This window comes from Thalassotalea sp. SU-HH00458 (assembly GCF_040362795.1).
Taxonomy (GTDB): domain Bacteria; phylum Pseudomonadota; class Gammaproteobacteria; order Enterobacterales; family Alteromonadaceae; genus Thalassotalea_H; species Thalassotalea_H castellviae.
Map to the genome: position 1 here is coordinate 89,706 of NZ_BAABWW010000009.1, position 26,254 is coordinate 115,959.

Here is a 26,254-nt window from a genome sequence, read left to right on the forward strand (position 1 = left end):
CAAACCCCTTTAAAATCCACAGTTTTCATTCCATTAGCAAAAATCACTACCGAAAAACTAAAGCATAACTAAGAAATAAATTATCTATCTGAAGGATAAAATACAATGGATAACCTTACTGTTACTCGCTAATATAAAACTCCCGTCCAATGATTAAAGATGTTGACAATGTATTTACCTTCCTCTGCAAAGCAAACTTTCGTTAAAGGCGAAGTTGCCCTTGTTGGAACTGGGCCTGGTGATCCAGACTTATTAACATTACAAGCCTATCGTTTTATACAACAAGCAGACATTGTGATTTATGATCGTTTAGTCAGCAAAGAAATTATGGCATTGGTTGATGAATCCGCTGAAAGAATTTATGTTGGTAAAAAACAAGCACAGCACCGTGTCCCGCAAGAAGGTATCAATCAATTATTAGTTGATCATGCCAAGTTATCCAAAAAGGTAGTGCGTTTAAAGGGAGGCGACCCATTTGTTTTTGGTCGTGGCGGTGAAGAAGCCCAATTTCTTTTAGCAAATAATGTCGCCTGTCATATTGTTCCAGGAATGACAGCGGCATCAGCGTGTACAAGTTATGTTGGTATTCCACTTACCCACCGACAAGTATCACAAAGCTGTACCTTTATCACAGGACACGTGAAAGACTGTGGCGAGTTAGATTTACCATGGCATTCATTAAAAGATGAAAAACAAACGGTTGTTTTTTATATGGGTATAAAAAGTTTACCCATGATCACAAAACGGTTAATTGAAGCCGGACGGAGCGCAAATACTCCCGCAGCTCTAATTCATAAAGGTACTACCCCTGAACAAAAAGTGTATCATGGAAATTTAGAGTCGCTAGAAGCTATGGTTGAAGAATACCAAATCAAGCCACCTACTTTGATTGTTATTGGCGATGTTGTACAAACATTTGATGAAGGTCAATTAGCGGGTATTGGTTATTTAGCGCCTTAGCCGCCTTAACTTTAAATAAGCTATCGAACAAAACTTCCCTTCAACAATCCGCCGAACATATCCACTGATATTCCCCCTGTAAAAAAGTTCTATGGGTACGAACTTTTTTACATTCAACACAGTAGTATTTCCCTTAAACGAACTAGCCGAATAGCCAGCTATTGGTTATGATGTTCAAAACTTTGTAATTGAATTTATTATGAAAAAAAACTGTATAGTCACAGGTGGTAGCTCTGGCATTGGACTGAGTATCGTCAAACTTTTTCTCGACAATCATTATCGTGTTTTTAATTTAGATATAACCTCATCTGAATTTGGTGAATTTAGAGCATGCGATGTCACTAACGAAAAGCAAGTTACCGATATAATCAAAGAAATCAGTGCTGAATATGTCATAGATGTCTTTATTTCAAATGCAGGAGTCCATTTTTCTGGCACCATTGAAGACACATCAGCCGATGAATTTGAACGGGTGTTTAATATTAATGTTAAAGGAGCATATTCGGCGATAAAAGCAGTTTTGCCAAATATGAAATCCAATAATAATGGTGCGATTATTTTAATGTCATCTGATCAAGCCTTAATCGCAAAACATAACTCTTTTGCTTATAACCTGAGTAAAACGGCTCTTGCATCCATGGCTAAAACTACCGCGCTTGATTATGCTCAATTTAATATTCGAGCCAATGCAGTTTGCCCAGGCACCATTGAAACCCCACTTTATCATCAAGCCATTGACAATTACTGCCAGCGTTCAGGTGCCGATAAAGACAATATTCATGCTGAAGAAGCTGCTTTGCAACCACTCGGCCGCTTAGGTCAGCCAGAAGAAGTAGCCGAATTAGTGCTATTTTTAGCCTCAGATAAAGCAAAGTTTATTACCGGAAGTCTGCAAGTAATAGACGGCGGCTATACGGCTCAATAACTAGATAACTAGATAACTAACTATGACAACTATTAACGTTATCGACTCTCATCTTCATCTGTTTGATCTTGAACAAGGTGAGTATTATTGGTTAAAACCCGATAAGCCACCATTTTGGCCAGACAAACATCTTATCCAAAAAAATTTCACTGAACAGGAGTTACGATTAAATAAAGAGTTTACACTCGCTGGCTTTGTACATATTGAAGCGGGTTTTAATAATCAACAACCTTGGCGAGAAATTTCATGGTTAGAGTCACACTGCCAACAACCTTTTCGATCAATTGCTGGCATAGACTTAACACTTGAAAATGAAGCCTTCGCTGGTGTTATAAGTAAAATTAAAAGCTATAGCTCAGTGGTAGGCGTTAGGGATATTTTAGACGATAACGCTGTTGAGTATTTATCCTGTCAACGCGTTAAAAACAACCTAAAACATGTAGCGGATCAGCAATTAATTTTTGAAGTTCAGATGCCGTTAACCCATGAAGTTTCGGTTAATTTGTTACTCGATATACTTAAAAACACGCCAAATTTACAGATAATCATCAATCATGCAGGTTTTCCCCCAACATGTTATGTTAGTGAGCACGCCCAAACTAAGCAGCATGCACAACTCAACCCGCAAAAAATAGCGTGGCAACATTGGCAAACTTCAATAGAAAAATTAAGCTTATCAGAACAATGCACTATTAAATGCTCTGGATTTGAAATGATCAATCGCCAGTATCAATCATCATGGCAGTTAGCAATTATTAACACTTGTGTTGAGTATTTTGGTATCAACCGTGTGATGTTGGCCAGTAACTTTCCTCTTTGCTTATTGTCGCAAAGCTACCAAGAGTATTGGCAAAGTCTAATTGATAATCAATCTTTCACTCAAGACGAGCTAAATAGCTTATGTTATCTAAATGCCAAACGCATCTACCAATTCTAGCGAACGTTTTTATCAATTTTACCAATAGTCACTCCCTATCAAAAGCTATGCTCCTCAGCAGCCATTTAGTCATTATGATGATCGTCCAAAACATACAGCTGTAAATATATTTCTTGAAAATTGCAAAATAATAGAACAATATTCTACAATAAATTATTTAGATAACATTTTAATTCAGCAATACTGAACTATTGAGACGCACTATGGACGACTTTGACAAAAAAATTCTACAAATATTACAACATGACTGTACACGATCAGTGAGCGATATTGCCGATCAAATCGGTTTATCAACAACGCCATGTTGGCGACGGATTCAAGCAATGGAAAAAAGTGGTATCATCAAAGGCCGCGTAGCCTTAGCAGATCCAGAAAAACTCAACGTTGGACTCACCGTTTTTGTGATGATAAAAACCAATCAACATAATCCCGACTGGCTGAATGATTTTAGTCAGATTTCTGAGGACTTCCCTGAGATCAGCGAATTTTATCGAATGAGTGGTGAGGTAGACTACTTACTACGCGTGGTGGTTTCAGATATGAAAGCTTATGACGCGTTTTATAAAAAATTAATTACCCAAGCAAGTTTTGCTGATATTAGCTCAAGTTTCGCCATGGAGGAAATTAAATATTCAACCGCCTTACCTGTAGATTACGTATAAGCTTTGTTAAAAAATAATCCATAAAAAACAGCGGTTATTGTTGAATAAATTTAATTAAACAACATATGAATGTGTTAAATATCTCGATTAAAGTCTTTATAGAAAAATGAAAATGGGTAACAACTTACCCATTTATCTTTCCATGATACCTAATTATCAGAAATCAGCAGAAACGTTTATTTCAATGCTTTTACCGTAACATTAGGTGAACGATAGACAATTTCATCGTTTAGTTCTATGCCAATACCTGGTACTTCAGTTACTTCGAAAAAGCCGTTTATCGGTTGAGGATCTTGAATACATAGTTCTCGATTCCAGGCTTTTGTTGCATAGGTATGATGTTCATGAATTAAAAAGTTAGGTATCGCTGTTTCTAAATGTAATGAGGCCGCAGTTGCCACGGGACCTCCACAGACATGAGCTTGAATGCGAATATCATAGACATCAGCATAATCACAGACTTTTTTCGCCTCGGTGAAGCCGCCACATAAACCAACATCTGGTTGTAAAACATCAATACTTTGATCTTCAAAATACGGACGAACATCCCATCGATGATATAAACGTTCGCCACCTGCGATAGGTACATTGACGTTATCAGCAACTTTTTTATGAACTTTCGAATTTAAATAATTCACCGGCTCTTCGTACATCATACAGCCTACTTCTTCGATCACTTCACCCATTTGAATCGCCGAAGCTGCGCCCATTAATGAATGAGATTCGAAAATAATATCAACATCTTCACCTACCGCATTTCGTATTGCTCGCAGCCTGTCACCAAATAAACGCATTTGCGGTTTAGTGAATAATTTTGTCCGATCAAATGAAGATGTGCCATCTAGGTTGTAAACAATAGGATCCACTTTTACCGCATCATATCCTTCTGCAACCGCTTTTAATGCCGCTTGTGCATATTCTTCAGGTTGAAATAACTTCTTAATTTCAACGTCCCAATCAAATTGTAACTGGCTGGCATACGTACGTAACTTATCATTAACTTTACCGCCCAGTAATTGATATAAAGGCACACCTAAAGCTTTACCTTTAATGTCCCAAAGTGCAGTATCAATAGCGCTCATCGCAGAATATAAAACGGGTCCACCGCCTAATCCCCAAAAGCTTTCACGCAACATTTTCGACCATAACAGCTCAGTATTAAATGGGTTAAATCCTATCAAAACTGCTTCTGAAATTTCTTTGATCATCGCAGCAGCAGCGCTGTGTCCCCAATCATAGGCAAGGCCAGCCTCACCAACCCCACTTATGCCTTGATCGGTATGAATACGAATAAAAACAGGGTTCCATGGTGGTCTGTCAGGACAGTCAATATCGAATATTTCTACGTGAGTAATTTTCATTAATAACACTCTTTTTAAAATTAGGTTTTAAATTGCAACTAAATTGCTTTTGTAAATGGATTACCTTAATCAGCGAAGGAAGGATCATGACGATAAATACGACGTAACATAGCAGGCCAAGATTTTTGACCGCCAGTTAATCCCGTATGAACAACACTTGCTTGCGCTTTTATGCCATCAACAATTTTTTGCGGGGCATAAACAGGTTCCATCCCTGTTGACATTATTTGTAATTGTACTTGGCATGCACGAGTTAAATCGTACATGTGCATAAAGGCATCACCAATTGTTTCACCTAAGGTTAATGCTCCATGATTACGTAACAGCATAAAATTACTGTCGCCTAAATCATTTTGTAAACGCAGTTTTTCATCTTCATTAACCGCTAAACCTTCATAATCGTGATAACTCAACGATGCAAGCGCAAACATCGCATATTGACTCAAGGGTAATAAACCTTCAGTTAAACTTGCAACCGCGATGGTTTCATTTGTATGTAAATGAAATACGCATTGTGCTTCATGGCGTGCTTGGTGAACGGCGCTATGTATTGTAAAACCTGCGGGGTTGATCTCAAAAGGACATTCAGGGTCAATAATATTGCCGTCAATATCAATTTTCACTAGGTTTGAAGCAGTGATTTCGTCAAAAGTAAGTCCAAAAGCATTGATCAAAATATGATCTGAGTTCGGGATCCTTGCTGAAATATGCGTATAAATTAAATCATCCCAACCTTGCATAGCAACTAACCGGTAGCAGGCAGCTAAATCAATCCGCGTCTGCCACTCTTGTGCTGATACTTTGTTTTTCAAATTTAATTTCGGGAGCTCAAGCATGCCTGTTCCTTTCCAGCGTATCAGGAGTGGTGAAGTAGTTATGTCGTATTTTAATCAAGCTTAGTTTTGAATAAAAGCAGGTTATCATCACTTTTTAATCTAAGTAAGCCTGAAAGATTTATTGGTGACATACTTTTGCGTCAATTATTCAAATGCCAACTTAGCAATAGCGATAATAATTAACGCAAAAACTAATATTCGTGTCCATTTTGAATATTTGACTTGTTCTTGTTCTTCCATTGGCTTGCCAAATCGCTCACCTAATATCACCATCAATATTACCGCTAAAAAGACTAAACCTAAAATAACTAATAGTGTCATAATAAAATAACTTTATTTGATAAAAGTAAAAGTTAACATAGAATATCAAATAGTTAACCGATAACCTATTTTCGTCTATGAAAGACGAGGAAAATGTAATGACAGAACATGATGACTTTATAGAAAAACGACGATTTATTATTCGTCTGGGAAAAGCATTACATAAATTTGGTACGCCAGCCTATCGATTAGAAACTCACTTACAAAGTATTTCTCAATCATTAGGCTTACAGGCCAGTTTTGTTATTACACCAACGTCGTTAACCTTTATATTGATGGACGACGATGATAATCAAAATTATAACCATATTCTTCGAGTAGCGCCTGGTGATATCGACTTAGGCGCACTAGCACGCACCGATGAATTAGTTGATGAGGTTTGTTCTGGCCAACGCAGTTTGTCTGAAGCAATCGTTCGTTTAGATGAAATTGCAAATAAACCTAATCCTTATGGTCGCGTCTTAACCTTTTTTGCTTTCGCCGCCTCAAGTGGTGCCTTTGCCATGTTAATGCGTACCAGTTGGAATGATGTATTTTGGTCGACTATTTTAGGCTCGCTAGTTTGCTTGTTTGTTTTTTGGTCTGAACGCTCAAAACGGGTAACGGAAATGTTAGAACCGTTGTCAGCCTTAACATGTGCTTTTTTAGCTTCAGGGATCACCTTAATTGACCCGACGGTAAACGCGCCTTTGATTATTTTATCGAGTATTATCGCTTTTATTCCCGGACTGGCACTTACTTTAGGTTTATCAGAGCTGGCTGCCCGAAACTTGATGGCTGGCACGGCTCGGATTATGGATGCCGTTATGGTTTTATTTAAACTCTATTTTGGTGCCGTGTTAGGCATTGCCTTAGGTCAAAAAATATGGGGAGAAGTAGAATATATTGTGCCACATATTATGCCCGAGTGGACCTCATGGGCTGCTGTTACAACGTTATCAATTAGCTTAGTGATATTATTTAAAGCAAGAAAAAAAGATGCTCCTTGGGGAATTATTTCGGGCTATGTGGCATTTGGTGCCAGTATTTGGGGAGGCATGCATTTAGGTATTGCATTAGGTGCATTTGTTGGCGCCTGTGCTTTAGGTATTTATAGCAATGTATTCTCTCGTATAATGAATCTACCATCGAGTATTGTAAAACTATTAGGATTAGTCGTTTTAGTCCCAGGAAGTAAAGTGTATATTGGTTTAAATACCGCAATTTCAGGACAAGAGATGATTGGCAACAGTGCAGATATTGGCTCACAGACTTTTTTAATTTTTATGTCATTAGTCGCAGGACTTATCTTCGCAAATGTCATTTTTCCACCTAGAAAGATGTTATAAAACCACCGATGGCTTCAACACAGAAAAATAAAGTTAACCCCAAAGATAAAGTCTCATATCACCATGGCGACCTTTATAGCTCGTTATTAAAAATAGCGACAAAGATGTTAAATGAACAAGGAATAAACAGCCTTTCATTACGTAAAATCGCTGAAAATGTTGGTGTATCTAGAACGGCAGCATATCATCACTTTAAAGATAAAAATGATTTATTATGTGCCATTGCCGCGCAAGGTTTTAATCAATGGCAAAAGCACGCTGAAAAAATATTTACCGATGACTCACTTTCAAAAGAACAACAATATCGTGACTTTGTATATGGCTATATACATTTTGCCACCAATAACCCAAACTTATACGATTTAATGTTTGGTCGTACTATTTGGAAAGATCATGGTAGCAACGAAACATTAAGACATGCGGCTTTTCCCAGCTTTGATTTTCAAGTAAAAATGACCAAACACTGGCAGCAGATGGCTTTACTACCTAGTAGTGAATCGTCATTACGTTTATCGCAAGTTATTTGGGGAACTTTACATGGTATTGCTAAGTTAATGATTGACGGTATTTATACAGATAACTCAAGTGTTGATGAAATGTGTGAATGTGCGGTGAATTTATTTTTATCAACAGCACAATCATCGAGTCATTCATAAAAATGAATCAAAGGAATCCCCATGGACAGCAATAATCCATTAACTAAACTTGAGCAATTTAATGAGTTTTTTACCATTGAATATGATTTTAGTGTCAATGTTACTTTGCTTGATAAAGAAAAAAACTATGATTACCAGAGCTTTATTAATCACATGCCTACTCCGTTCAAAATGGCAAGTGACATGGCCACTTTAGATCAGGCTGCACTTAGACCGCTTCAAGCATTAAGTGGCGTTGCTGGTCAACTTGTTGAATATCTAAATCATCAAGCCCAAAAGATTGATCTATTGATGGGGTATATTTTAAGTCAACAAGTCGAAGAAGCGCACCAATATCAAGGGTTAACTTTTGGCGGTGGAGGGATTACTTTTTCAAGTGAGACCACATTTCAATTAGAAGACTATCTTGAACTGAAAATTTTTATTCAAGATGATAACTGTGCGGTTTATTGTTTTGGTGAAATTATCGAAATAGAGCTCAATCAAAGCATCCCAGTGTATAAAGTTATATTTCACTTTATTCGAGATGAAGACAGGGAATTATTAGTGAGAGCCAGTTTACATAAACAATCAGAACAATTAAAAGCATTGGCTAAAAAGCGTCAGCAATCTTCAATCGATCCAGATTAATTTGTGCTGGAAATCGCCCATAAAAAAAGAGCTAGTGATAGCTCTTTTTTCGTAACATTTTAACTTAAAAAATGTTAAACACAAATTCTATTAAGGGTTGTATCAACTTCTTCTGCCGTTGCTTTTTGCTGTTCTGCGTGCTCTGCAACTATCGTTAAACCTTTATTAATATCTTGGCTTAATGACACAACTGCCGCCATATTATCGTTAATTGAAGCAGTAGATTGTTGTTGCTGTTCAGTACCACTGGCAATTTGTGATGTTAAGGTATTTACCTCAGTAAATACTTGGCCAATTTTTCCTAGTGCTTCAACAACTTCTTCAGATTGTTGTAAGCTATCTTGCGTTAAGTTTTCGCCTTTAGCGATAGCATTTACCGCATTGGTCGATTTTTCTTGTAGCCCTTCAACCATAGATTGAATTTCAACGGTAGACTCTTGTGTTCTATGCGCTAACGCTCTAACTTCATCAGCAACAACAGCAAAACCTCGACCTTGTTCTCCTGCTCGAGCAGCTTCAATTGCGGCATTTAATGCTAATAAATTTGTTTGGTCAGCTATTCCACGTATAACATCAAGTACGCTACCAATACGCGAACACTCTTCTTGTAATAATGCGAGTTCGTTGGCCATCTCGGTTACTTCATTGGCGAAGGCTGCAATGGTTTCTTGACTTGTGTTAGAGGCTGACGTTCCTTGTTGCAACAGGCTTAATACTTCATTAGAGGTGTCACTCACTTGAGCTGCACCTTGAGATAACGTTGTAGATGTTGAAGCTATTTCATCAATCGAAGAGGCCATCTGTTCAATTTGCTCTGCTGATTGATCAACGATAATGACAGAATCACTGATTTGACTGGTTAAAAAGCCTGCGCCTTGTCTTAACGAGTCCGATTCTTGCCTTATATCTTTTATAACATCGGCTAAGTTAGCGATAAATAAACTGAGCTCATTAACAACCCCAGCAAAGTCATCACTCTGTTCATCTTTAAGCGGTTCAGGAGGCGCCTGATCAACACTGATCACTAAATCTAAATAATGTTTTAAGTTCTCGATGCGTTTACTTAAAAATTGGGTTGAAAAGAAAAAACTCGCACTTACCTGAGCAATAACTAATACCAGCAATAAAGTAATAACACTGCCCTTGTTCATGTCTTGTGCAAACAGCACTACAAATAAAAGAGCAAGCACTCCTATTACAGCAGTAGGAAGTAATAATTTAATATGTAATCGATTGAACATAATCCATCCAATTTAGTCTTGTAGAATATTATTTTTCTTAAATAAATATAACCGAAATCAGCCAATATTTACTCTATTACATAAAGTTACAGATAATTAGCCGAATTTGCGACATATTTTTGCAAATTAACGGATAATTTAATCGCTTTTAAAGACTTAGTGACACACTAATAAATCAATAGTTAAAGAAGCCGTCAACTGTATCGTCTCACAAAACAACCGTAGACGAGGGAAACTTCTCTTAGTAACATACCCTATTCGACTTATCTGATCCGTGAGCACCAAAATGAATATAACCATACTTTTACTTATTTTTTGTTGTCTCGCTGTTGTGATCGGTTCAATTATGACGATCAGAAAGTCAGCCAAGAAATTTATCTTAACCGATGCACAAAAGAAAAAGATTCAGCAAAGAGAAAGTGAACAACAACAAAAAGATAAACGTCAAAAATAACCCACTTTTATCTCTGTAATAATAAGCACGATTTTTCTCTAAAACTCTGTTTTTCTGCCTTTGTTACACTTCTTACAATTCTTACATTTTATATATGAATTACATTAACTTAGCATTGTAACCTTAAATGTACAGCATGAATTACAATCGCAAACCCTTGTTTTATATAGGCAAATATAAAAACATCGCTATATGCATTTTTTATCGGTTTAGTTGAAACATATAAATACACACAAAAACACACTATAAACTACTGTTTTAAAAGAATAAATCATAAAACAATCAAAAAACACTCATCTTGAGCCATCACTGTGTCTTCCTTGAAACACTCTCCGCAACAATCAAAACCAACATACTGATTTATATATACTTATTGACTTTCTTTAGGTGTTTCAACATGTAACAAAAACGTTAAAACCCTGTGATGTCGGTTTGAATAAAAATTGCAGTTAAGTTTAGTATCTCATTCGACTCAAAATGTCGAAGAAAATAAAACTTACAAGGTGGGTTTCAAAAATTTGCTTTGTGAAAAGCCACAAAAATCACTTGAGTGATTCAGGGAGAATAAAATGAAAAGTTCAAATACAAATTATTTGAAAACTTTTAAACGTTCATTAACCGCCGTTGCCATTTCGACGGTTATTGGCATGTCATCTGCTTCAGCAGAAGATGTACGAGGTGTTGTATCTTTAACTCAAGGTACAGCTGAAGGTATTACTGTAAAAGCGGTCAATTTAGAGACAGGTACTACACGACGAATTAGTTTAAGTGATGACGGTAGTTATCGACTAGCTAAATTGCCTTCAGGTCCTTATGAAGTAACAGTATCTAAAGGAAATACCGTACTTGCTCTCGAAAAAGTAAGAGTCTCATTAGGTAAAAATACGATAACTAACTTTGAAGTTGCTGCTCCAGATAGCGATGTTGAAGTAATTCAAGTTGTTGCTTCTACGGTAGCAACCGTTGATTTAACCTCTTCAGATTCAGGTTTAACCATTGGTGAAGCTGATATCGATGTCATGCCAATTGCTCGTAACATCACTGCAGTTGCTTTATTAGCGCCTGGTGTTGTCAAAGGTGATACTACCTTTGGTAATGCAGCATCTTTTGGTGGTTCATCTGTTGCAGAAAATATTTGTTACATCAATGGTATGGAAGTTACTAATACTCGTAATGGTTTAGGGTGTGGTCAGCTACCGTTTGATTTTTATAAGGAATTTCAGGTGAAAACAGGTGGTTATTCTGCCCGTTATGGTAGAGCGACCGGTGGTGCGATTAATGCAACCGCAAAAAGTGGTACTAATAAATGGGAATTTGGTGCAAGAGCGACTTACACTCCTGACTCATGGAGAAGCGACAACGAACAGATGTCACGTGCGAATGGCGGCACAGGTACTGGCTATCGTAATGATGCAATTAACAAGCAAACTGACAAAGAAATTACCTTGTCAGTAGGCGGTCCAATTATTGAAGATACCTTGTTTTTCTATGCAATGGTGAATCCTAAAGATTCAACACGTACATATGGATGGCAGCCATCTTTTTGGAATCATTACCTTGCTGATAACCAAGTGCGCGATCGTGAAAGTCAAGATGATGTTTTTTGGGGCGCTACCGTTGATTGGGATATCAGTGAAAACCATCGTTTAAGTTATTTTGGTTATTCAAATAAAACAGAGTCAATAGAAACAATTTACGCTTATGATGATGTTTTGACTGCTCAAAGAGGGGATGAAATAGGTGCTAACAAACGATTACGTGGTGGCGAAACGCATAGCATCAGTTACACGGGTTACATTACTGATGATCTAATTATTTCAGCATTGTATGGTACAATCGATGCAGATTATGAAACAAGCCCAACAGAAACTATTTGTCCACAAGTAAATGATGCACGTTCTCCGGCTCCTGCTGTTCTTGCTACAGGTTGCGGTCAAGGTGGTACGTTTGGTGAAAATACCGATAGTAATACACAATATTCATTTGATATAGAGTATGCATTTGGCGATCATACGATCACTGCGGGTTACGAGTTGCAAGAGCGTGATACAACACGTATATCAAAACCATCAGGCGGTCATAGTTACACATATTATACATTAGGTGCTGGCGCTAGCATTCAAGGCCTGAACGGTGTGTTATTTACTAACAATTCTGATACCCCTCAAGAGTATGTACGTGATCGTATATTTTCTGGTGGCGGTGGTTTCACAAGTGACATTGAAGCATATTTTATTGAAGATAAATGGGAAGCTACTGAAGATTTAACATTAAGTATTGGTTTCCGCGTTGATTCTTTTGAGAACTATGGTGTTACAGGTAATACATTAACTCAGTTCACGACTGATGTTGCGCCCCGTTTAGGTTTATCTTGGGATCCAACAGGTAATGGCGAAAGTAAAATATTTGCTACTGCAGGTCAATATTATTTACCGATTGCGAATAATACTATTTTCAGAGCTGCTTCAGGAGTAGATGACAGGACAACACACTATACTTTTACCGGTATTAATTCGGCTGATGGTACGCCAATCGGTGCTGCGCCAGTAAATGGAAGTGAAGCGAATTCTCAAGTAGTTAACTCAACTCCACAACCTCCGACAAAAGATACTTTCCAAGCTGCAGAAGCTGAACCGTTTTCTAAAGTAGAATATATTATCGGGTATGAAGGTATGCTAGATGATGAGTATTCTGTTTTAGTTAAAGGTACTTATCGTTTTGTTGAGACGGCACTTGATGATTACTGTGGGGCTTATGCAAATGCTTATTGTATGATGCTGAACCCTGGAAGTGATGCTTCAATCTACCTTGATGCAGATGGCGATGGCTTCCGTGATAATAGTACACTGACAACATTTGATAATGACACAACGATTCAATTACCTGAAGGCATAAACAAGTACTACGGTTTAGAAACTACGATTCGTTATCAAGGTGAAAAACTAAACTGGTCAGCTAACTGGACATGGTCACATAGCTACGGAAACTTTGAAGGTGCGGTTAAATCAGATAATGGTCAGCAAGATGCTGGTTTAACAACTGATTTCGATTTCCCAGCATTGATGGATGGTGCTTATGGTAATTTACCAAATGACCGCCGCCATGTATTTAAGTTCTACGGTAGCTATGAAGTGATGGAAGACTTAGTACTTGGTTGGAATTCGACACTATCAAGTGGTCGTCCTCGCGGTATACAAGGTGGTAGCTATTGGAGTACAGATGGTGATTTATATGGTAGCTACGGTGATACTTATTATATAACCCAAGATGATGGTTCATTAGATTATTTCCCTCGTGGAAGTAATGGTACAACTTCTTGGACTTTCAATGTAGATTTATCAGCTAACTATAGTTTCGAGGTCAATGACATCGACATGTTATTGACATTAGATATCTATAATGTGCTCGATAACGATGCTGCAACAACTGTTGTTGATAACTATGAAGGCATAGGCTGGGCTGCTGGTGGACGTAACCAGTTCTATGGTGCAGCCAAAACTTGGCAAACTCCAAGATTTGCAACATTAGGATTAGAAGTAAGTTTTTAATAAGTTAAATTTTAAAACCTAAGAATAAAAAACCGGTTAATATGATTAACCGGTTTTTTTCTTTGAGGTTATTTTAATTAAAATTAGCAGCCTTTAGCAATTACTCTTAGATATGAAACCCAGTTAAGATTATTAATTACGATAAATAGTTTGAATTAAATGATAACCAAAACGTGTTTTAACTGGGCCATGAACGGTTAACACTTCTTTTTTAAACACTACATCATCAAATGCTTTGACCATTTGGCCTTTTTTAAACTCCCCTAAATCGCCACCTTTCTTCTTTGAAGGACAAGTCGAGAATTTTTTCGCCATTTGACCAAAGTCACTACCCTTTGCAATTTTATCTTTAATTTCTTGAGCTTGTTTTGCGGTTTTGACTAAGATATGTCGTGCACACGCTGTTGCCATTTTCACTCCTAAATTCTCGTTTATTTTTTAGATCTCTTACTATTTTAAAGCAATTTACCAATGAGTTCATAATTTCTAGACGAGAAAACACATTGTTATTTTACAATCGGAACCTTTTTGACATAAAATGTCGAAATACATTATTTCTTAGTAGGTTTTCCATGAAAGTAATCGAGCATTTATTTAAAAACAACCGCGACTGGGCTGAAAAAATCAACCAAGAAGATCCTAATTTTTTTCAATCTTTGTCAGAACAACAAAACCCAGAATACTTATGGATCGGTTGCTCAGACTCACGCGTTCCCGCGAATGAATTATTAGGCATGCAACCGGGTGAGGTTTTTGTACACCGTAATATTGCTAACCAAGTAATTCACACTGATCTAAATTGTCTTTCTGTTATTCAATATGCGGTTGAAATTTTACAGGTAAAGCACATTATCGTTTGTGGCCATTATGGTTGTGGTGGCGTGCAAGCTTCTTTAGACACGGAAAGCTATGGCTTAATTGATAACTGGTTAAGACATATCAAAGACGTTTATCGTTTTCACAAAGCAAAACTTGATGACATCACCGATAATACCGAAAAAGTAAACACGTTATGTGAGCTCAATGTCATTGAACAAGTCGCCAATGTTTCTAATACCACTATTTTACAAAACGCTTGGCAGAAGAACCAAGATATTAAAGTCCATGGTTTTGTTTATAATTTGCATGACGGAATATTAAAGGATCTTAACGTGACCAGCCCAAAACAAAATTAAACTCGTGCTATTATTTAGTTTCTGACATAAAAAATCCCGCAATAGCTTGCGGGATTTTTTATTTTTTAAAGATGTATAATTATTGTATTAAATAATTATAAAACACCACGTTCCATTTGATTCAATTCGATAGACTTAAACAAAGCCGTAAAGTTACCTTCACCAAAACCTTGGTCGTCTACACGTTGGATCATTTCAATAAAAATAGGACCAAAGATATTTTTAGTGAAAATTTGTAATAAATATGAGTTTTCTTTTTGACTATCCACTAATACTTGATGTTCACGGATGCGTTGATGATCTTCCTTTACCCATGGAATACGATCAAATACATCATCGTAATATTCTGGAACAATATTTAAAGTATCAATAATATCTTTATCAAGCTTATCTAACGAGCCTAATAAATCTTTCGAAATAAAAGCTAAATGTTGTACACCTGGACCATTATATTCATCTAAATATTCATCTATTTGATTGTTCTTTTTACCTTTACCTTCATTGATAGGTAAACAGAAAGTGCCACAAGGTGATTGTAAAGCATAGGAAACGAGCGCTGTTTTTTCGCCTTTAATATCAAAATAGCGAACATCAGAAAAGCCAAAGATATCTTTATAAAAATTTGACCAATATTCCATGGTACCTTGATGAACATTGTTTGTTAAATGATCAACGCGTAAAAACCCTTTCTCCTCTTTGAGTACAGGCTCAGCGATATCTTCAAAATCATCTTCGTAGATAGAGCCTTCAGCACCAAATTTATCGATAAAATAAATGAGGCTATCACCAATGCCATAAATAGCAGGATAAGGCAGTTTATTATCAGCATTCTCAGCAGATTTTGCGCCACGTTTAACGGCTTCTTCAAAAGCAAAATCGGCATCATCCACTCTCCAGCCCATAGAACAAATGGCAGGGCCATGGCTCTTTGCAAACTCTTTAGAAAAACCGGCTTGTTCATTATTTAATAAAAAATGAATATCATTTTGATTAAAATAATCAATATCGCGTCCTTTAAACTTTTTAGTTTTAGAAAAACCAAAGCCGTAAAAAGCATTTTCCATAAAGTCAGAATCTGGTGACGCGTACTCAGTAAATTCAATACCACGTAAATTTAACGGGTTAGCTAGTTCAGTCATGTCTATCTCTCTTTAACATCGATAAAGTTATTATCACCATGTTAAATAAGAAGAGAAAGCTTCCAGAAAAGAGAGTACGGCATGCTTACGTAAAACTTTATGTACGAATAAATCGCTCAATAAAGATTCGACTCAAAGCAAGCTCAATCAATGCCTGCACAACAGATGTAAACATATTGTTACGCCGGATTTTATCGCGTGTTAATTTAACCATTATGCAAAGAAATAAACACAAGCTGTCCATAGCAATGCTGCCGTTGCTGCGGCAAATGTTGCCGGTACAATTTGTGATTTAACATGATCCATTAAATCGCAACCTGTTGTCATAGAACTTAAAATGGTTGTATCTGAAATAGGTGAGCATTGATCCCCATAAACACTACCATTTAATACCGTGGCAAAGCATACCATCATAAATATTTCGGGATTAGCGAGCCCTTGTGACTGGCAAACCGCCCAAGCTAACGGCATAGCTAATGGAAAAGCAATCGCGTATGTTCCCCAACTTGTCCCTGTGGAAAATGCAATGACCATGGTAATTAGCTGCAATATTACCGGCAGTGTCCAAAACGGTAATTGCTCACCAAGTTGAGACACTAAATATAAACCACCGCCAATTTCTTTACTGATAGTTCCTATGATAACGGCCAACATTAAAATAACCGATGCCACCACAACCCCTTTTAAACCGTTACCAAAACCATCAATTAAATCCATTAATGACATCCCTTTGCCTAACGCTATAAAAGCAGAAAGCAATAGTGCGGCGCCAAATGCCCAGTTAATTTTGGGTGATTCAAAGACAACAAAAGTAATAACGGCTGTCGCAACTAAAGTAATTAAAGGAAGAATAAACTCTAAATGATGGGAGTGATAACCTTTAGGTACTTCACAACGTTGTAATTCTTTGGCGCTTAATGGTTTAGCATTAGGAGCATCTAACTCGCCTGTAGTGAGAGCGCGATGTTGGGCAGCACGAATACGTTTGCCGGCAAACGTTGTGATATTTAAACTTAATAGCAAGGTACCTAATACCGCTAATATGCCATAAAAACTGAAAGGAACACTTGAAAAGAAGAACGCGATACGATCAGACTCAGTTGCTAAAAATGAGACACCTGGAACAAAAATAAGGGCTTGCACGTACGCAGGCCATGCATTAAAAGCAATAACGGCCGCAATAGGTGACGCCGTTGAATCAACGATATAACTCATTTCTTCATGACTTACCTTGGCTTTATCCGCGAGAGGCCTTACTGTTGTACCCACTAAAACAGTACTCATTGTTCCCCCTTGAAAAAACAATATCCCCATAAACCATGAAATTAACTTGGCTGATCTTGGCCCTTTAACATAATTTTCTGTCATATAGTGTGCAAACGCTTGTGCTGCACCCGTTTTGGACCATATACCGAGCAATCCTCCTAACAACCACAAGTAAAGCAATAGCAATCCCGCAGCCCCCTGACTGGCGAGATTGGGAATAATGACACTGTCAGTGAGATCATAATTACCAAGCATCAAAGCTCCCACCACTATGCCTCCAAATAAGGCTGTTAACGGCTCTCGAGTGATCAAACATAAAGCGATGGTAATAAACGCTGGTAATAACGACCAGAACCCATAATGAAACGCAGGTTTTAATAAAAATAACGATTGGCTATCATCCATGACCCACTGCTGTTTCAATGTTGGCGCTTGGTTAAGTTGATTTAAATGTTGCTGGTTTAAGGGTGACGACTGATATGGAACAACCTGATTGATTTCTATTTCTTGTCCGTTATAAATATAGGCATCTTTACCTTGCGAGGTTTGAAATATCTCATATACATAGCGCTGTTCTAACCAAGTTTTATCAATAGAATGATGAATATATATCGCCAGTGAAAAACCTGTTATAAAAATTAGCAGGGCCAAACGGTTAAGGTTTGTAAATAAAGTAAAATTTGAAAACATTAAAAGTCCTATGCTCTTAGAGGCATTTACAGAAAAAACACATCAAACTTTAAAAGCTATGAATGTTTATTTTATTAAACCTAACAGTTAACTAAACCATTGAGAAATTTTACTTTTTATATAGCGGCATTCTTTAGCAAAACTGTCAGTTTTCAATGAAATAATATTAGCGACGCTTAAGGGTATTAACACAATAAAGATTAAAGACATCGCTTGCTCTTTCTCTTCAATCATTATACTAGTCCCTATTATTGCGGCTGCCCATAAAATAGATTGTTGAATAACCGCCGATTTAATACTCATGGTTTCTCTTGCATGATCCCCTACGGTGCCATATTCAAAAGCAGATAATTTCTGAAAAAAAGTGCGGTTTTTTTCATATTCATTGGATAAGGTTTCTACCTCACCCATTTTCGCTATTGCCAGTTTAAACGCAGTTTTATCGTCTTGACCTTGTGCCTGGAAAGATTCAATCTGGCAATATAAGTGATCTTTAAGTTCTTCTATATTCTTACTTTTAATACTGTCATGACATAAAACCAGCTCACACCACTGTTGAACGGCTTTGCTTAAATCAAAATGATTACTGCTCATTGCTCTCTCCCATTAACTTTTCAAGCATAGTATTTAGTTGTTGCCAATTTATCCGTTGCTGTAAAAGCTCTTCCTTACCTAAGGCGGTTAAATGGTAATACTTTCTTTTACGGCCGGTATCACTTGTTCCCCAAATGGCTTCAATAAAATCCTTCTTTTGCAAACGATGTAAAATCGGATATAACATGCCATCAGCCCATTCCATCTCACCATTAGACAAGGCCTTAACTTTTTGGATAATTGCATAGCCATAACTTTCACCTTGATTTAATACAGCTAAAACCAATGGTGTGGTTGATGCGGCAACAAAATCTTTGGAGTACTTCATCGACAACTCAATACATAGAACTATAAGGTATAAATATACATAGCATTTCTATGTAAGTAAAGTAACGCTGTTAAATAACGGACTTATTTGCCTTCATTTCTCCAATAAAAACTGAAGAAATAACTATCAGTTTAGTTAACTTTAGCTATAATCATTTTGTTCATGGCTATTCAAAGAAGATTGAAATTGTATCTGTTGTTAATGAAAATCCCCTTTGCCCTCTTTTTGCTATTTACCTCTAGTAGCCTTGTCGCAAAAACAACAATTGAGTTATTTGTTTATTTTGATAAGCCGCCTTTTATTGTCGATAAAAAAGATAGGGTAGGCTTAAGTTATGACTTTGCTGCTGCGCTTAACCAACACTCTAAAACATATCATTATGTTATCGTTCAAATGCCAAAACCTAGAATATTAACGGAGGATAATATACGCAGTGCGGTTTTATGGACTAACCCTGCTTGGGTTGATGATATTCCAATGAAAAAATATGACTGGATTTTAGATTTAATTCCTGAGCGAGAACTCTATATTACGCACGACAAAAACATGAATTATCAAGATATTAGCTCATTACATAATAAAACTATCGCGACAGTCAGAAACTATACCTACTTCAATTTAGAAAAACTTTTTAAAAATAACCTCGCTATTCGTACCAATGTACATAATGAAAAAGCGGTGGCATTAATGCTGCTGTATAAACGTGCCGATATTGGCGTTGTCGGTCTGCAAACCTTTGAGTATTTTAAACGAACCATTCCTGATATTAATGATAATTTAAAAATATTAACGGGGTATAACAAAGCATTTCAGCGTAGTATTTTAATCAGTAAATCGACCCCACAACTTAAACAAGATATTGAAGCCTGGTTTAACTCAGCCAAAGGAAAATCAGAATGGTTAACGTTAAAAACTAAATGGTTACTGCATTAACCCAAACAAAATTAATTTTATTGTAAGTAAAACATTAGATGACAACTCAAAAAACTTTTATCATCGGCTTGCCCAGAACTGGCACCACTAGCATTTGTAGTAAATGTTTAGATTTAGGTTTTAAAGTTGCTCATACTGCCTATACACAAAAAACATTCGAGCAGGCAGATGTAATTGCTGATACGCCTGTTTTTACTGATTATCAACAACTTGATAAGTATTACCCGAATAGCAAGTTTATCTATTTAGAAAGAGAGTTAAATGTATGGTTACCATCAATTAGACAACTATTACAACGCATGTTCCATAACATCACCCGAGATGATGGTGGCTTTAACCCATACTTAAAAAGATGTTATCAACAAGTATTCTCTCCTTTTACCTTAGAAAATATACTCCAAGATGATTTCTTAATTGATTGCTATAAAACACATAAAAATGAAGTGCTAAATTATTTTCTACAACGTGAGAACGATTTGTTGGTGTTAAACATTAGTCAGGCAGAAAGCCTAAACCAGTTACAAGCATTTTTCGGTTTAAATAAAACGGCTGAAAGCTTCGAAAAATTAAACTGTGGTGGCAAAGTGACGGCTTGGAAAGATATAAAACATCCATTAAAAGTAGAGTCTACCCACAACGGCCGGATCTCTACTTTAGATTATTTACAACTAGATTAGTTTTAATTAGTAACTAATTAATTTATAACCATTTCTTACGTTTAAATAAAATCACTAACCCTACTGAAATAGTTAACATCACGCCTAATAAAATAAAGTAACCGTTCTTCACCTTTAACTCAGGAATATGTTCAAAATTCATCCCGTAAATTCCAGCTAAAAAGGTTAACGGCACAAATAATGCGGTAATAACCGTTAAAATCCGCATCGTGGCATTTAATTGATGAGAAGTAATCGACATGTAGCCATCAACAAGATCGCCACAAATATCATAATACATTTGAGAAAGGCTTAATAACCTATCTAAACGCTCTCTTAAATCATTAACCGTATGGATTTCTTTTGCGGTAATTAATGAGGTTTCTTCATCTTCCAGCAACGTATTTAAAGTATTTCCAATGGCAAGGTGATAATTAAAAGTACGTCTAATTTTAACCAACTGGGAGCGATAACTGGTGATTTCTCGCATCATTTGATCATTGCCACTTGATTGAAATTGATCTTCAATTTTTTCTAACTTGCTCTCAAAAGAAAACAACTGTTTTAAATAATTGCCACAACTGCTATGAAAAATCATCAGCGCTAAATGCATAGGGCTACGTTTTAAGTGTTTTTCACTGGCGACATTAAATAAAGCATTGATCGCAATTGAGCTTTGAGTGTGGCAAGTAATTAATATTCGATGCCCTACAAACATACTAATTTGCAAGTTTTCAAAATTTAAATTTTCATCATTAGCGACAAAGCCTCGATACAATAAAAATATATAGTCATTAAAGGCTTCAACTTTTGGTGGATGTCTATCCCTTTGAGTATCTAAAATGGCTAACGGATGACAACCAAACTCTTCGAGTATTCGCTTTTCTTTTGCTTTGTCTAAACCTTCGAGATCAAGCCATAAAAAAGCACTGTCATTGTCTTTCCATTGCTGAATAAGAGTTTCATCGCCTAATTCAGCTGATGAGGTGGGCGATATTAACAGAGATTTGATCATTCACGTTTACCTTATAGAAAACATCTTAATTGTTGTCAGTTTGGGTTGGCTTTTTAAATAAACTAACCAACGTCCATTAGTTTTACTTTGTTCTTAATGTCACGAAAATTCAACAAAATTAATCAAACTCAATGTAATAATATCTATTTTAATGCTGAATAATATGCAAACTCGTTTGTCTTTCATCAAGGTACTGAACATTTTTTCCATTAAAAAACGCGTTCTCTTCGAGCATGATACGAATTTCTTTGTTCCAAGCTTTTAAAAAAACAGCATTATTTAATTCTATTGAATAGGCAGTATTGGCATGTAAAGGGTGATCACCACTGCCTGATACACCTTGCTGAGCATCCCACATACCAATTGTAGTTCCGGCTCCGTGGCCATGAAACCCAATGGGATGGGTATAAATGGTTGGCGTTAATCCTTGCTCGATGGCTTGAGCTCTCGACTTTTTAAGCACTTCATTACCACTGCGCCCTACTTTAAAATTATTAGTAAGAATATCTTGCAGCTTATTACCTAAAGTAAACGCAGAAATTAGCTCCTCTGGCGCTTGTTTTTCATTCTCTTTTAATACATAAGCATGTTGCTGAATATCAGTATTTAAACGTAAATAGTGAATACCAAAATCTACATGCAATAAATCTCCTGGAACAATAATATTTGTTTGATAGCCATTGGTAAAACTATCGATATGATCAAATGTCTTGTTTTCTTTTCGTTGAATACTAACACTAGGATGAAACCAAGTTTGTAATCGTAATTGACGTACTTGCTCTCTAAACCACCAAACCAGATCATCAGTCGTCGTTTTGCCAACTTCAATAACTTTATTTGAAAAACCAAGCGCAATAATATCGTGCGTTAATGCCACCATATTTTCATATACGGCCATTTCATTTGGAATACGTTGTTCTAACCAGGCGACTCCTAGCTGCTCAGCAGAGACAATTCGTGTTTGATATTGTTTGGGTAAAACAGCTAATAGTTTTTCCTTATCTGTCGCTGTCAGGCCGTCTGCGTGTGCCCAATGCTGAGATTGATTTATCGCAATGGTTTTAGGATCATATTGTTTGATTAAAGCTAATAATGCTTGCCATTGATCTGGGTTTGCCGTTTTGTCCCAAGCTTTTTTGAAGAGTTCACCAATTTTATAAGGGGCAATTGCATAGGCACTGACCGTTTTATCTTGGTTTTTAGCAAATACCAGCATAGTGGTGCGGCGCGCTGATAACCATTCTGCTGGTAAAAGTGTTTTTAAGATTGGGTCTTCGTTATATTCACGGCTGATCATCAACCAAAAATCGATACCCGAATCATCCATGAGTTTTGGTAATAACTGCTCAACTCTTTCACGGGTATTATTATTGATAAAGCTTGCTCTTTGCTTCATTGTCAAAATAGTAGCGTTATCAAAGTTCATATTATCGGAAGTTTTACCAATAAAACTCATTAACATTAACGCCATAACAATGATAAATTTAATGCGCATATAACACCTCTTTATTCCCTTAATTAAACTACTCAACTATTAAATTGATTGGATTATTTTACTGTGTCATTTTCAGAAGCACTCTCTTTTTCCGTTTGCGCTTTAACAGATTCGATTGGCAGTTTCTTTTTCATATAGGCAATACTTTCAACGGGAATGACAATCGCTTCATTTAAATCAAGATCATAGAAAAAAGAAAAACGGCTTGAAGAGCCTAAAAATGCAAGCTTTTGTTCATCCTTATCGTTTGGTAATAACGCACTGTAATCATCGAAATTGCCAGCTTTTATTTTTAACGTATTATCAATGGCTAAATTTTTCACAAAAATCACCGTTATCACAATAATTGCTAAACAAAAAAGAATGGGATCTGAATATTTAGGTTTCATGGTTCTTTCAACAAATCGACCATAACCATTAAACTTTTTCCTTGCCCATAGCTCCAGTTTAAATGATAACAGATAAAATATTACCCAAAATACAAACACAACTATCGATAACGGCTCAAGTATAGATGCGAGTAAATAGTCACTTAGATCAGCAAATTTTAATATTTCAATACCAAATTCGGCATAATAAAAATAGCTATAAATAACCCCTATGATAGTGACAATAAAATAACAAATAGATAAAAGTAATGTTGGATGTTCTTTAGCGTAAACGCGAAGTAAATTATTCATAATTTTTTATTTTTATTGATTAACTTAACAATACTATAACGAAGATATTGCCAACGAAACATTAAAGTAACTTAAATTAATCAGCCAAGAATAGTCAATACTTCGCAAACCAGAAAAAATGCGCTAAAGTTGTCCAATAAAAATATATAGGTCAATGCCAAATAAAAATAATAAAAAGGCTATAATTCTTAATATGCTTAAAGACTTAACAATTGATGAACTAAAAGTAGGAATGTTTGTTAAAGACATTTTCCTCAAAGATAGTGATCATAAAGTAAAAAATCAGGGAGTGGTTAATTCAGCAAGAACCATTGAGCTTCTAAAAAAGCAAGGTGTGGTTCGTGTTGTCATTGATTGTGAACAATCGAATTTTCCAGAAGATGAACCTGATCCAACCGTTGCACAGGATAACGATAATACGGATGTTGAAGAAACTTCTTTAACAGATGAGTTCGAACGATCCTGTGATATCTACCAGCAATCGGCTGAAAACGTAAAAGAGTTGATGTTAAATATATCTTCAGCTAAGCCTTTATCAATGGAGGCTATGACTGTTCTTGCGGGTGAAATTACCAATTCTATTACCCGAAATGAACATGCCATGACCATACTCACCCGTATACGTGAAAAATCTAACTATCAATGGGAACATGCCATTAATTGTGCGGTGCTCATCTGTGGCTTTTCTATCTATCTTGGATTTAAAAAAAATACCGTTCAAGAGTTAACGTTAGGGGCATTAATTCATGACTTAGGCACAGCAAAAGTTTCTAGAACCATCTTAGAAAAACAAGAAAAATTAACTAAAAACGAAATGTCTGTCGTTCAAAAACATGTACTTTGGGGCATGGAAATGTCAAAAAGAGAGGGATATTCTAGCCCAATCTTGACCGATATGTTGGTAAATCATCATGAAAGACTTGACGGCTCAGGTTATCCGCGTGGTATAGCCGGTGATAAAATATCAAAGCTTTCTCGTATTACTGCTATCGTTGATGTTTACGATGCCATGACTGCCGATAAACCTTATAAAAAAGCAATGCTACCTCAAGCTGTTTTTCGTCATTTACTGAACGAAAAGAAGAAATTTGATGCGGATATTGTTCAGCAATTTATCAAATACCTCGGCATACATCCTGTCGGCTCCTTAGTTGAATTATCCAACGAAAAAATAGCCATTGTGATTGAAGGCAATAGAACGGATCCGCTTAAGCCTAAAATAAAAGTCATCTATAGCCTTAAACTAAATAGCTATACTAAACCCGTTGAATTTGACTTAACTCAGGAAGAATTCGTAATTATCAATTCAATTAAAGCCAGTGATTATCAAATCAACCTAAATAAAACCATTCGAGATATTGTCACATAGACAATTGCGGGAATTTTCAATCATTACTCTGAAAATATCGCCATAAAAAAGCCAATTACAGACTGTAATTGGCTTTTTAATCAAACAAAAAATAATGTTATGGCATCATCATTTCTTGATCTGCACCCTCTTTTTCAATAACTTCTGGGATCAAGTCTTCTTTCGACACCCCTAGAGCAAGCGCAACCGCACTAGCAACATATATTGATGAATAGGTACCAATAAACACACCAAATAATAATGCAGTAGCAAAGCCATGAATAAGCGCCCCACCTTGATAAAATAAAGCAAATAATACTAACAAAGTGGTAATTGAAGTAATAAAGGTTCGGCTTAAGGTTTGCGTTAAAGAAATATTAATAATTTCTGCTGGACCACCATCACGAATTTTTCTGAAGTTTTCACGTATACGGTCTGAAACAACAATAGTATCATTTAATGAATAGCCTATTACCGCTAAAATAGCCGCTAATACGGTTAGATCAAACTCTAACCTTAAAAAGGAAAATAAACCTAACGTTAATAACACATCGTGAAATAAGGCAAATACCGAACCTAATGCAAAACGCCATTCAAAACGAAACGCGACATACACCAAAATACAAATAAGAGCCGTAAGCATGGCTAAACCACCTTGCTCGGTTAATTCATCACCGACACTTGAACCAACAAATTCGATACGGCGCATGACTAACTCTTGTCCCGTGCCTTCTTTTAGAATCGATAAAATTTGGTTACCTAACATTTCAGCTTTAATGTCTTCACGTTGCGCTAAACGAATAACAACATCACGTGAACTACCATACAGTTGTACAACGGCATCATCAAAACCATTACTGTCCATAACTTGACGAATAGTATTTAAGTCGGCTGCTTGCTCAAAACCTACTTCAATTAAGGTTCCACCGGTAAAGTCTAAACCAAAATTTAATTTATTAACCACTAATGAGGTCATCGCGGCTAACATTAATACCACACTAAACACCATCGCAAATTTGCGATAATGCATAAAATTAACGGTTTCTTTCAATTTTAATAATTGCATAATTTGATCA

General features: G+C 36.3%; 26 protein-coding genes. 13 read left to right on the forward strand and 13 right to left on the reverse strand.

Going from position 1 to position 26,254, the window contains the following annotated elements; all coding sequences use genetic code 11:
• The first annotated feature begins 159 nt into the window (after positions 1 to 159).
• The 4 genes from cobA to ABXH06_RS14155 all read left to right on the forward strand — a co-directional run bounded on the left by cobA (position 160) and on the right by ABXH06_RS14155 (position 3,484).
• Positions 160 to 960, forward strand: a complete 801-nt coding sequence (cobA, locus tag ABXH06_RS14140) for a uroporphyrinogen-III C-methyltransferase (protein WP_353518641.1) — start codon at positions 160 to 162, stop codon at positions 958 to 960.
• Between the two features lie 199 nt (positions 961 to 1,159).
• Positions 1,160 to 1,885, forward strand: a complete 726-nt coding sequence (locus ABXH06_RS14145; RefSeq protein WP_353518642.1) for an SDR family NAD(P)-dependent oxidoreductase — start codon at positions 1,160 to 1,162, stop codon at positions 1,883 to 1,885.
• 22 nt (positions 1,886 to 1,907) lie between these two features.
• Positions 1,908 to 2,822, forward strand: a complete 915-nt coding sequence (locus tag ABXH06_RS14150; RefSeq protein ID WP_353518643.1) for an amidohydrolase family protein — start codon at positions 1,908 to 1,910, stop codon at positions 2,820 to 2,822.
• A gap of 203 nt (positions 2,823 to 3,025) precedes the next feature.
• Positions 3,026 to 3,484 carry an Lrp/AsnC family transcriptional regulator gene (locus ABXH06_RS14155; protein ID WP_311583265.1) on the forward strand — a complete coding sequence of 153 codons (459 nt, stop codon included), beginning with the start codon at positions 3,026 to 3,028 and terminating at the stop codon, positions 3,482 to 3,484.
• A gap of 176 nt (positions 3,485 to 3,660) precedes the next feature.
• Here ABXH06_RS14155 and ABXH06_RS14160 read toward each other — a convergent pair whose 3' ends face one another.
• The 3 genes from ABXH06_RS14160 to ABXH06_RS14170 form a co-directional block, all read right to left on the reverse strand.
• Complete coding sequence (locus ABXH06_RS14160; protein WP_353518644.1) at positions 3,661 to 4,845, reverse strand: mandelate racemase/muconate lactonizing enzyme family protein; 1,185 nt, start codon at positions 4,843 to 4,845, stop codon at positions 3,661 to 3,663.
• A 65-nt stretch (positions 4,846 to 4,910) separates the two neighbouring features.
• On the reverse strand, positions 4,911 to 5,681 hold the full coding sequence (locus ABXH06_RS14165) for a class II aldolase/adducin family protein (protein ID WP_311583261.1): 771 nt from the start codon (positions 5,679 to 5,681) through the stop codon (positions 4,911 to 4,913).
• Between the two features lie 144 nt (positions 5,682 to 5,825).
• On the reverse strand, positions 5,826 to 6,002 hold the full coding sequence (locus ABXH06_RS14170; protein WP_311583259.1) for a hypothetical protein: 177 nt from the start codon (positions 6,000 to 6,002) through the stop codon (positions 5,826 to 5,828).
• Positions 6,003 to 6,100: 98 nt separating this feature from the next.
• Here ABXH06_RS14170 and ABXH06_RS14175 point away from each other — a divergent pair, with 98 nt between their 5' ends.
• From ABXH06_RS14175 to ABXH06_RS14185, 3 genes are read left to right on the forward strand one after another with little or no spacing between them, the layout of a single operon-like run.
• Positions 6,101 to 7,330, forward strand: a complete 1,230-nt coding sequence (locus ABXH06_RS14175) for a threonine/serine exporter family protein (RefSeq protein ID WP_353518645.1) — start codon at positions 6,101 to 6,103, stop codon at positions 7,328 to 7,330.
• Between the two features lie 8 nt (positions 7,331 to 7,338).
• Positions 7,339 to 7,986 (forward strand): TetR/AcrR family transcriptional regulator, encoded by a 648-nt coding sequence (locus ABXH06_RS14180; protein ID WP_353518646.1) that lies wholly within the window; start codon positions 7,339 to 7,341, stop codon positions 7,984 to 7,986.
• A 21-nt stretch (positions 7,987 to 8,007) separates the two neighbouring features.
• The gene (locus ABXH06_RS14185) at positions 8,008 to 8,616 is read left to right on the forward strand and encodes a PilZ domain-containing protein (protein ID WP_311583249.1); all 609 of its coding nucleotides are present in this window, start codon (positions 8,008 to 8,010) and stop codon (positions 8,614 to 8,616) included.
• A gap of 74 nt (positions 8,617 to 8,690) precedes the next feature.
• Here ABXH06_RS14185 and ABXH06_RS14190 read toward each other — a convergent pair whose 3' ends face one another.
• Complete coding sequence (locus ABXH06_RS14190) at positions 8,691 to 9,857, reverse strand: methyl-accepting chemotaxis protein (protein WP_311583246.1); 1,167 nt, start codon at positions 9,855 to 9,857, stop codon at positions 8,691 to 8,693.
• 286 nt (positions 9,858 to 10,143) lie between these two features.
• On the opposite strand from ABXH06_RS14190, the gene ABXH06_RS14195 reads away from it, so the two are divergent.
• Both ABXH06_RS14195 and ABXH06_RS14200 read left to right on the forward strand, forming a co-directional pair.
• Positions 10,144 to 10,311 (forward strand): DUF2897 family protein, encoded by a 168-nt coding sequence (locus ABXH06_RS14195; protein ID WP_311583244.1) that lies wholly within the window; start codon positions 10,144 to 10,146, stop codon positions 10,309 to 10,311.
• A gap of 569 nt (positions 10,312 to 10,880) precedes the next feature.
• A complete protein-coding gene (locus ABXH06_RS14200) occupies positions 10,881 to 13,859 on the forward strand; it encodes a TonB-dependent receptor (protein WP_311583241.1) in 2,979 nt (992 codons plus the stop codon).
• 132 nt (positions 13,860 to 13,991) lie between these two features.
• Here the strand turns inward: ABXH06_RS14200 and ABXH06_RS14205 are convergent, their stop codons facing one another.
• Positions 13,992 to 14,270 carry a peptidylprolyl isomerase gene (locus ABXH06_RS14205; RefSeq protein ID WP_353518647.1) on the reverse strand — a complete coding sequence of 93 codons (279 nt, stop codon included), beginning with the start codon at positions 14,268 to 14,270 and terminating at the stop codon, positions 13,992 to 13,994.
• 161 nt (positions 14,271 to 14,431) lie between these two features.
• Between ABXH06_RS14205 and can the strand changes: the two genes are divergently transcribed.
• Entirely contained in the window at positions 14,432 to 15,034 is a 603-nt protein-coding gene (gene can, locus ABXH06_RS14210) for a carbonate dehydratase (RefSeq protein ID WP_311583236.1), read from the forward strand.
• Positions 15,035 to 15,129: 95 nt separating this feature from the next.
• Here can and hppD read toward each other — a convergent pair whose 3' ends face one another.
• The 4 genes from hppD to ABXH06_RS14230 all read right to left on the reverse strand — a co-directional run bounded on the left by hppD (position 15,130) and on the right by ABXH06_RS14230 (position 19,051).
• Positions 15,130 to 16,173 (reverse strand): 4-hydroxyphenylpyruvate dioxygenase, encoded by a 1,044-nt coding sequence (hppD, locus tag ABXH06_RS14215; protein WP_311583234.1) that lies wholly within the window; start codon positions 16,171 to 16,173, stop codon positions 15,130 to 15,132.
• Between the two features lie 213 nt (positions 16,174 to 16,386).
• On the reverse strand, positions 16,387 to 18,129 hold the full coding sequence (locus ABXH06_RS14220; protein ID WP_311583231.1) for a Na+/H+ antiporter NhaC family protein: 1,743 nt from the start codon (positions 18,127 to 18,129) through the stop codon (positions 16,387 to 16,389).
• Between the two features lie 87 nt (positions 18,130 to 18,216).
• Positions 18,217 to 18,723 (reverse strand): permease prefix domain 1-containing protein, encoded by a 507-nt coding sequence (locus tag ABXH06_RS14225; RefSeq protein ID WP_311583228.1) that lies wholly within the window; start codon positions 18,721 to 18,723, stop codon positions 18,217 to 18,219.
• Complete coding sequence (locus ABXH06_RS14230; RefSeq protein ID WP_353518648.1) at positions 18,713 to 19,051, reverse strand: PadR family transcriptional regulator; 339 nt, start codon at positions 19,049 to 19,051, stop codon at positions 18,713 to 18,715. The genes ABXH06_RS14225 and ABXH06_RS14230 overlap by 11 nt, the downstream gene beginning before the upstream one ends.
• A 201-nt stretch (positions 19,052 to 19,252) precedes the next feature.
• Between ABXH06_RS14230 and ABXH06_RS14235 the strand changes: the two genes are divergently transcribed.
• Entirely contained in the window at positions 19,253 to 19,984 is a 732-nt protein-coding gene (locus ABXH06_RS14235; RefSeq protein WP_353518649.1) for a transporter substrate-binding domain-containing protein, read from the forward strand.
• 38 nt (positions 19,985 to 20,022) lie between these two features.
• Positions 20,023 to 20,661, forward strand: a complete 639-nt coding sequence (locus ABXH06_RS14240) for a sulfotransferase (RefSeq protein ID WP_353518651.1) — start codon at positions 20,023 to 20,025, stop codon at positions 20,659 to 20,661.
• Between the two features lie 22 nt (positions 20,662 to 20,683).
• Here the strand turns inward: ABXH06_RS14240 and ABXH06_RS14245 are convergent, their stop codons facing one another.
• The 3 genes from ABXH06_RS14245 to ABXH06_RS14255 all read right to left on the reverse strand — a co-directional run bounded on the left by ABXH06_RS14245 (position 20,684) and on the right by ABXH06_RS14255 (position 23,830).
• On the reverse strand, positions 20,684 to 21,655 hold the full coding sequence (locus ABXH06_RS14245) for a magnesium transporter CorA family protein (protein WP_311583217.1): 972 nt from the start codon (positions 21,653 to 21,655) through the stop codon (positions 20,684 to 20,686).
• A 148-nt stretch (positions 21,656 to 21,803) separates the two neighbouring features.
• Positions 21,804 to 23,150: a M24 family metallopeptidase gene (locus ABXH06_RS14250; RefSeq protein WP_353518652.1), complete on the reverse strand. Its 1,347-nt coding sequence runs from the start codon at positions 23,148 to 23,150 to the stop codon at positions 21,804 to 21,806.
• A gap of 53 nt (positions 23,151 to 23,203) precedes the next feature.
• Positions 23,204 to 23,830: a hypothetical protein gene (locus ABXH06_RS14255; protein ID WP_353518653.1), complete on the reverse strand. Its 627-nt coding sequence runs from the start codon at positions 23,828 to 23,830 to the stop codon at positions 23,204 to 23,206.
• A gap of 193 nt (positions 23,831 to 24,023) precedes the next feature.
• On the opposite strand from ABXH06_RS14255, the gene ABXH06_RS14260 reads away from it, so the two are divergent.
• Positions 24,024 to 25,199, forward strand: coding sequence for an HD-GYP domain-containing protein (locus tag ABXH06_RS14260; RefSeq protein ID WP_311583210.1), 1,176 nt, complete (start codon positions 24,024 to 24,026; stop codon positions 25,197 to 25,199).
• A gap of 97 nt (positions 25,200 to 25,296) precedes the next feature.
• Here ABXH06_RS14260 and secF read toward each other — a convergent pair whose 3' ends face one another.
• Positions 25,297 to 26,244: a protein translocase subunit SecF gene (gene secF, locus ABXH06_RS14265; RefSeq protein ID WP_311583208.1), complete on the reverse strand. Its 948-nt coding sequence runs from the start codon at positions 26,242 to 26,244 to the stop codon at positions 25,297 to 25,299.
• Positions 26,245 to 26,254: the final 10 nt, after the last annotated feature.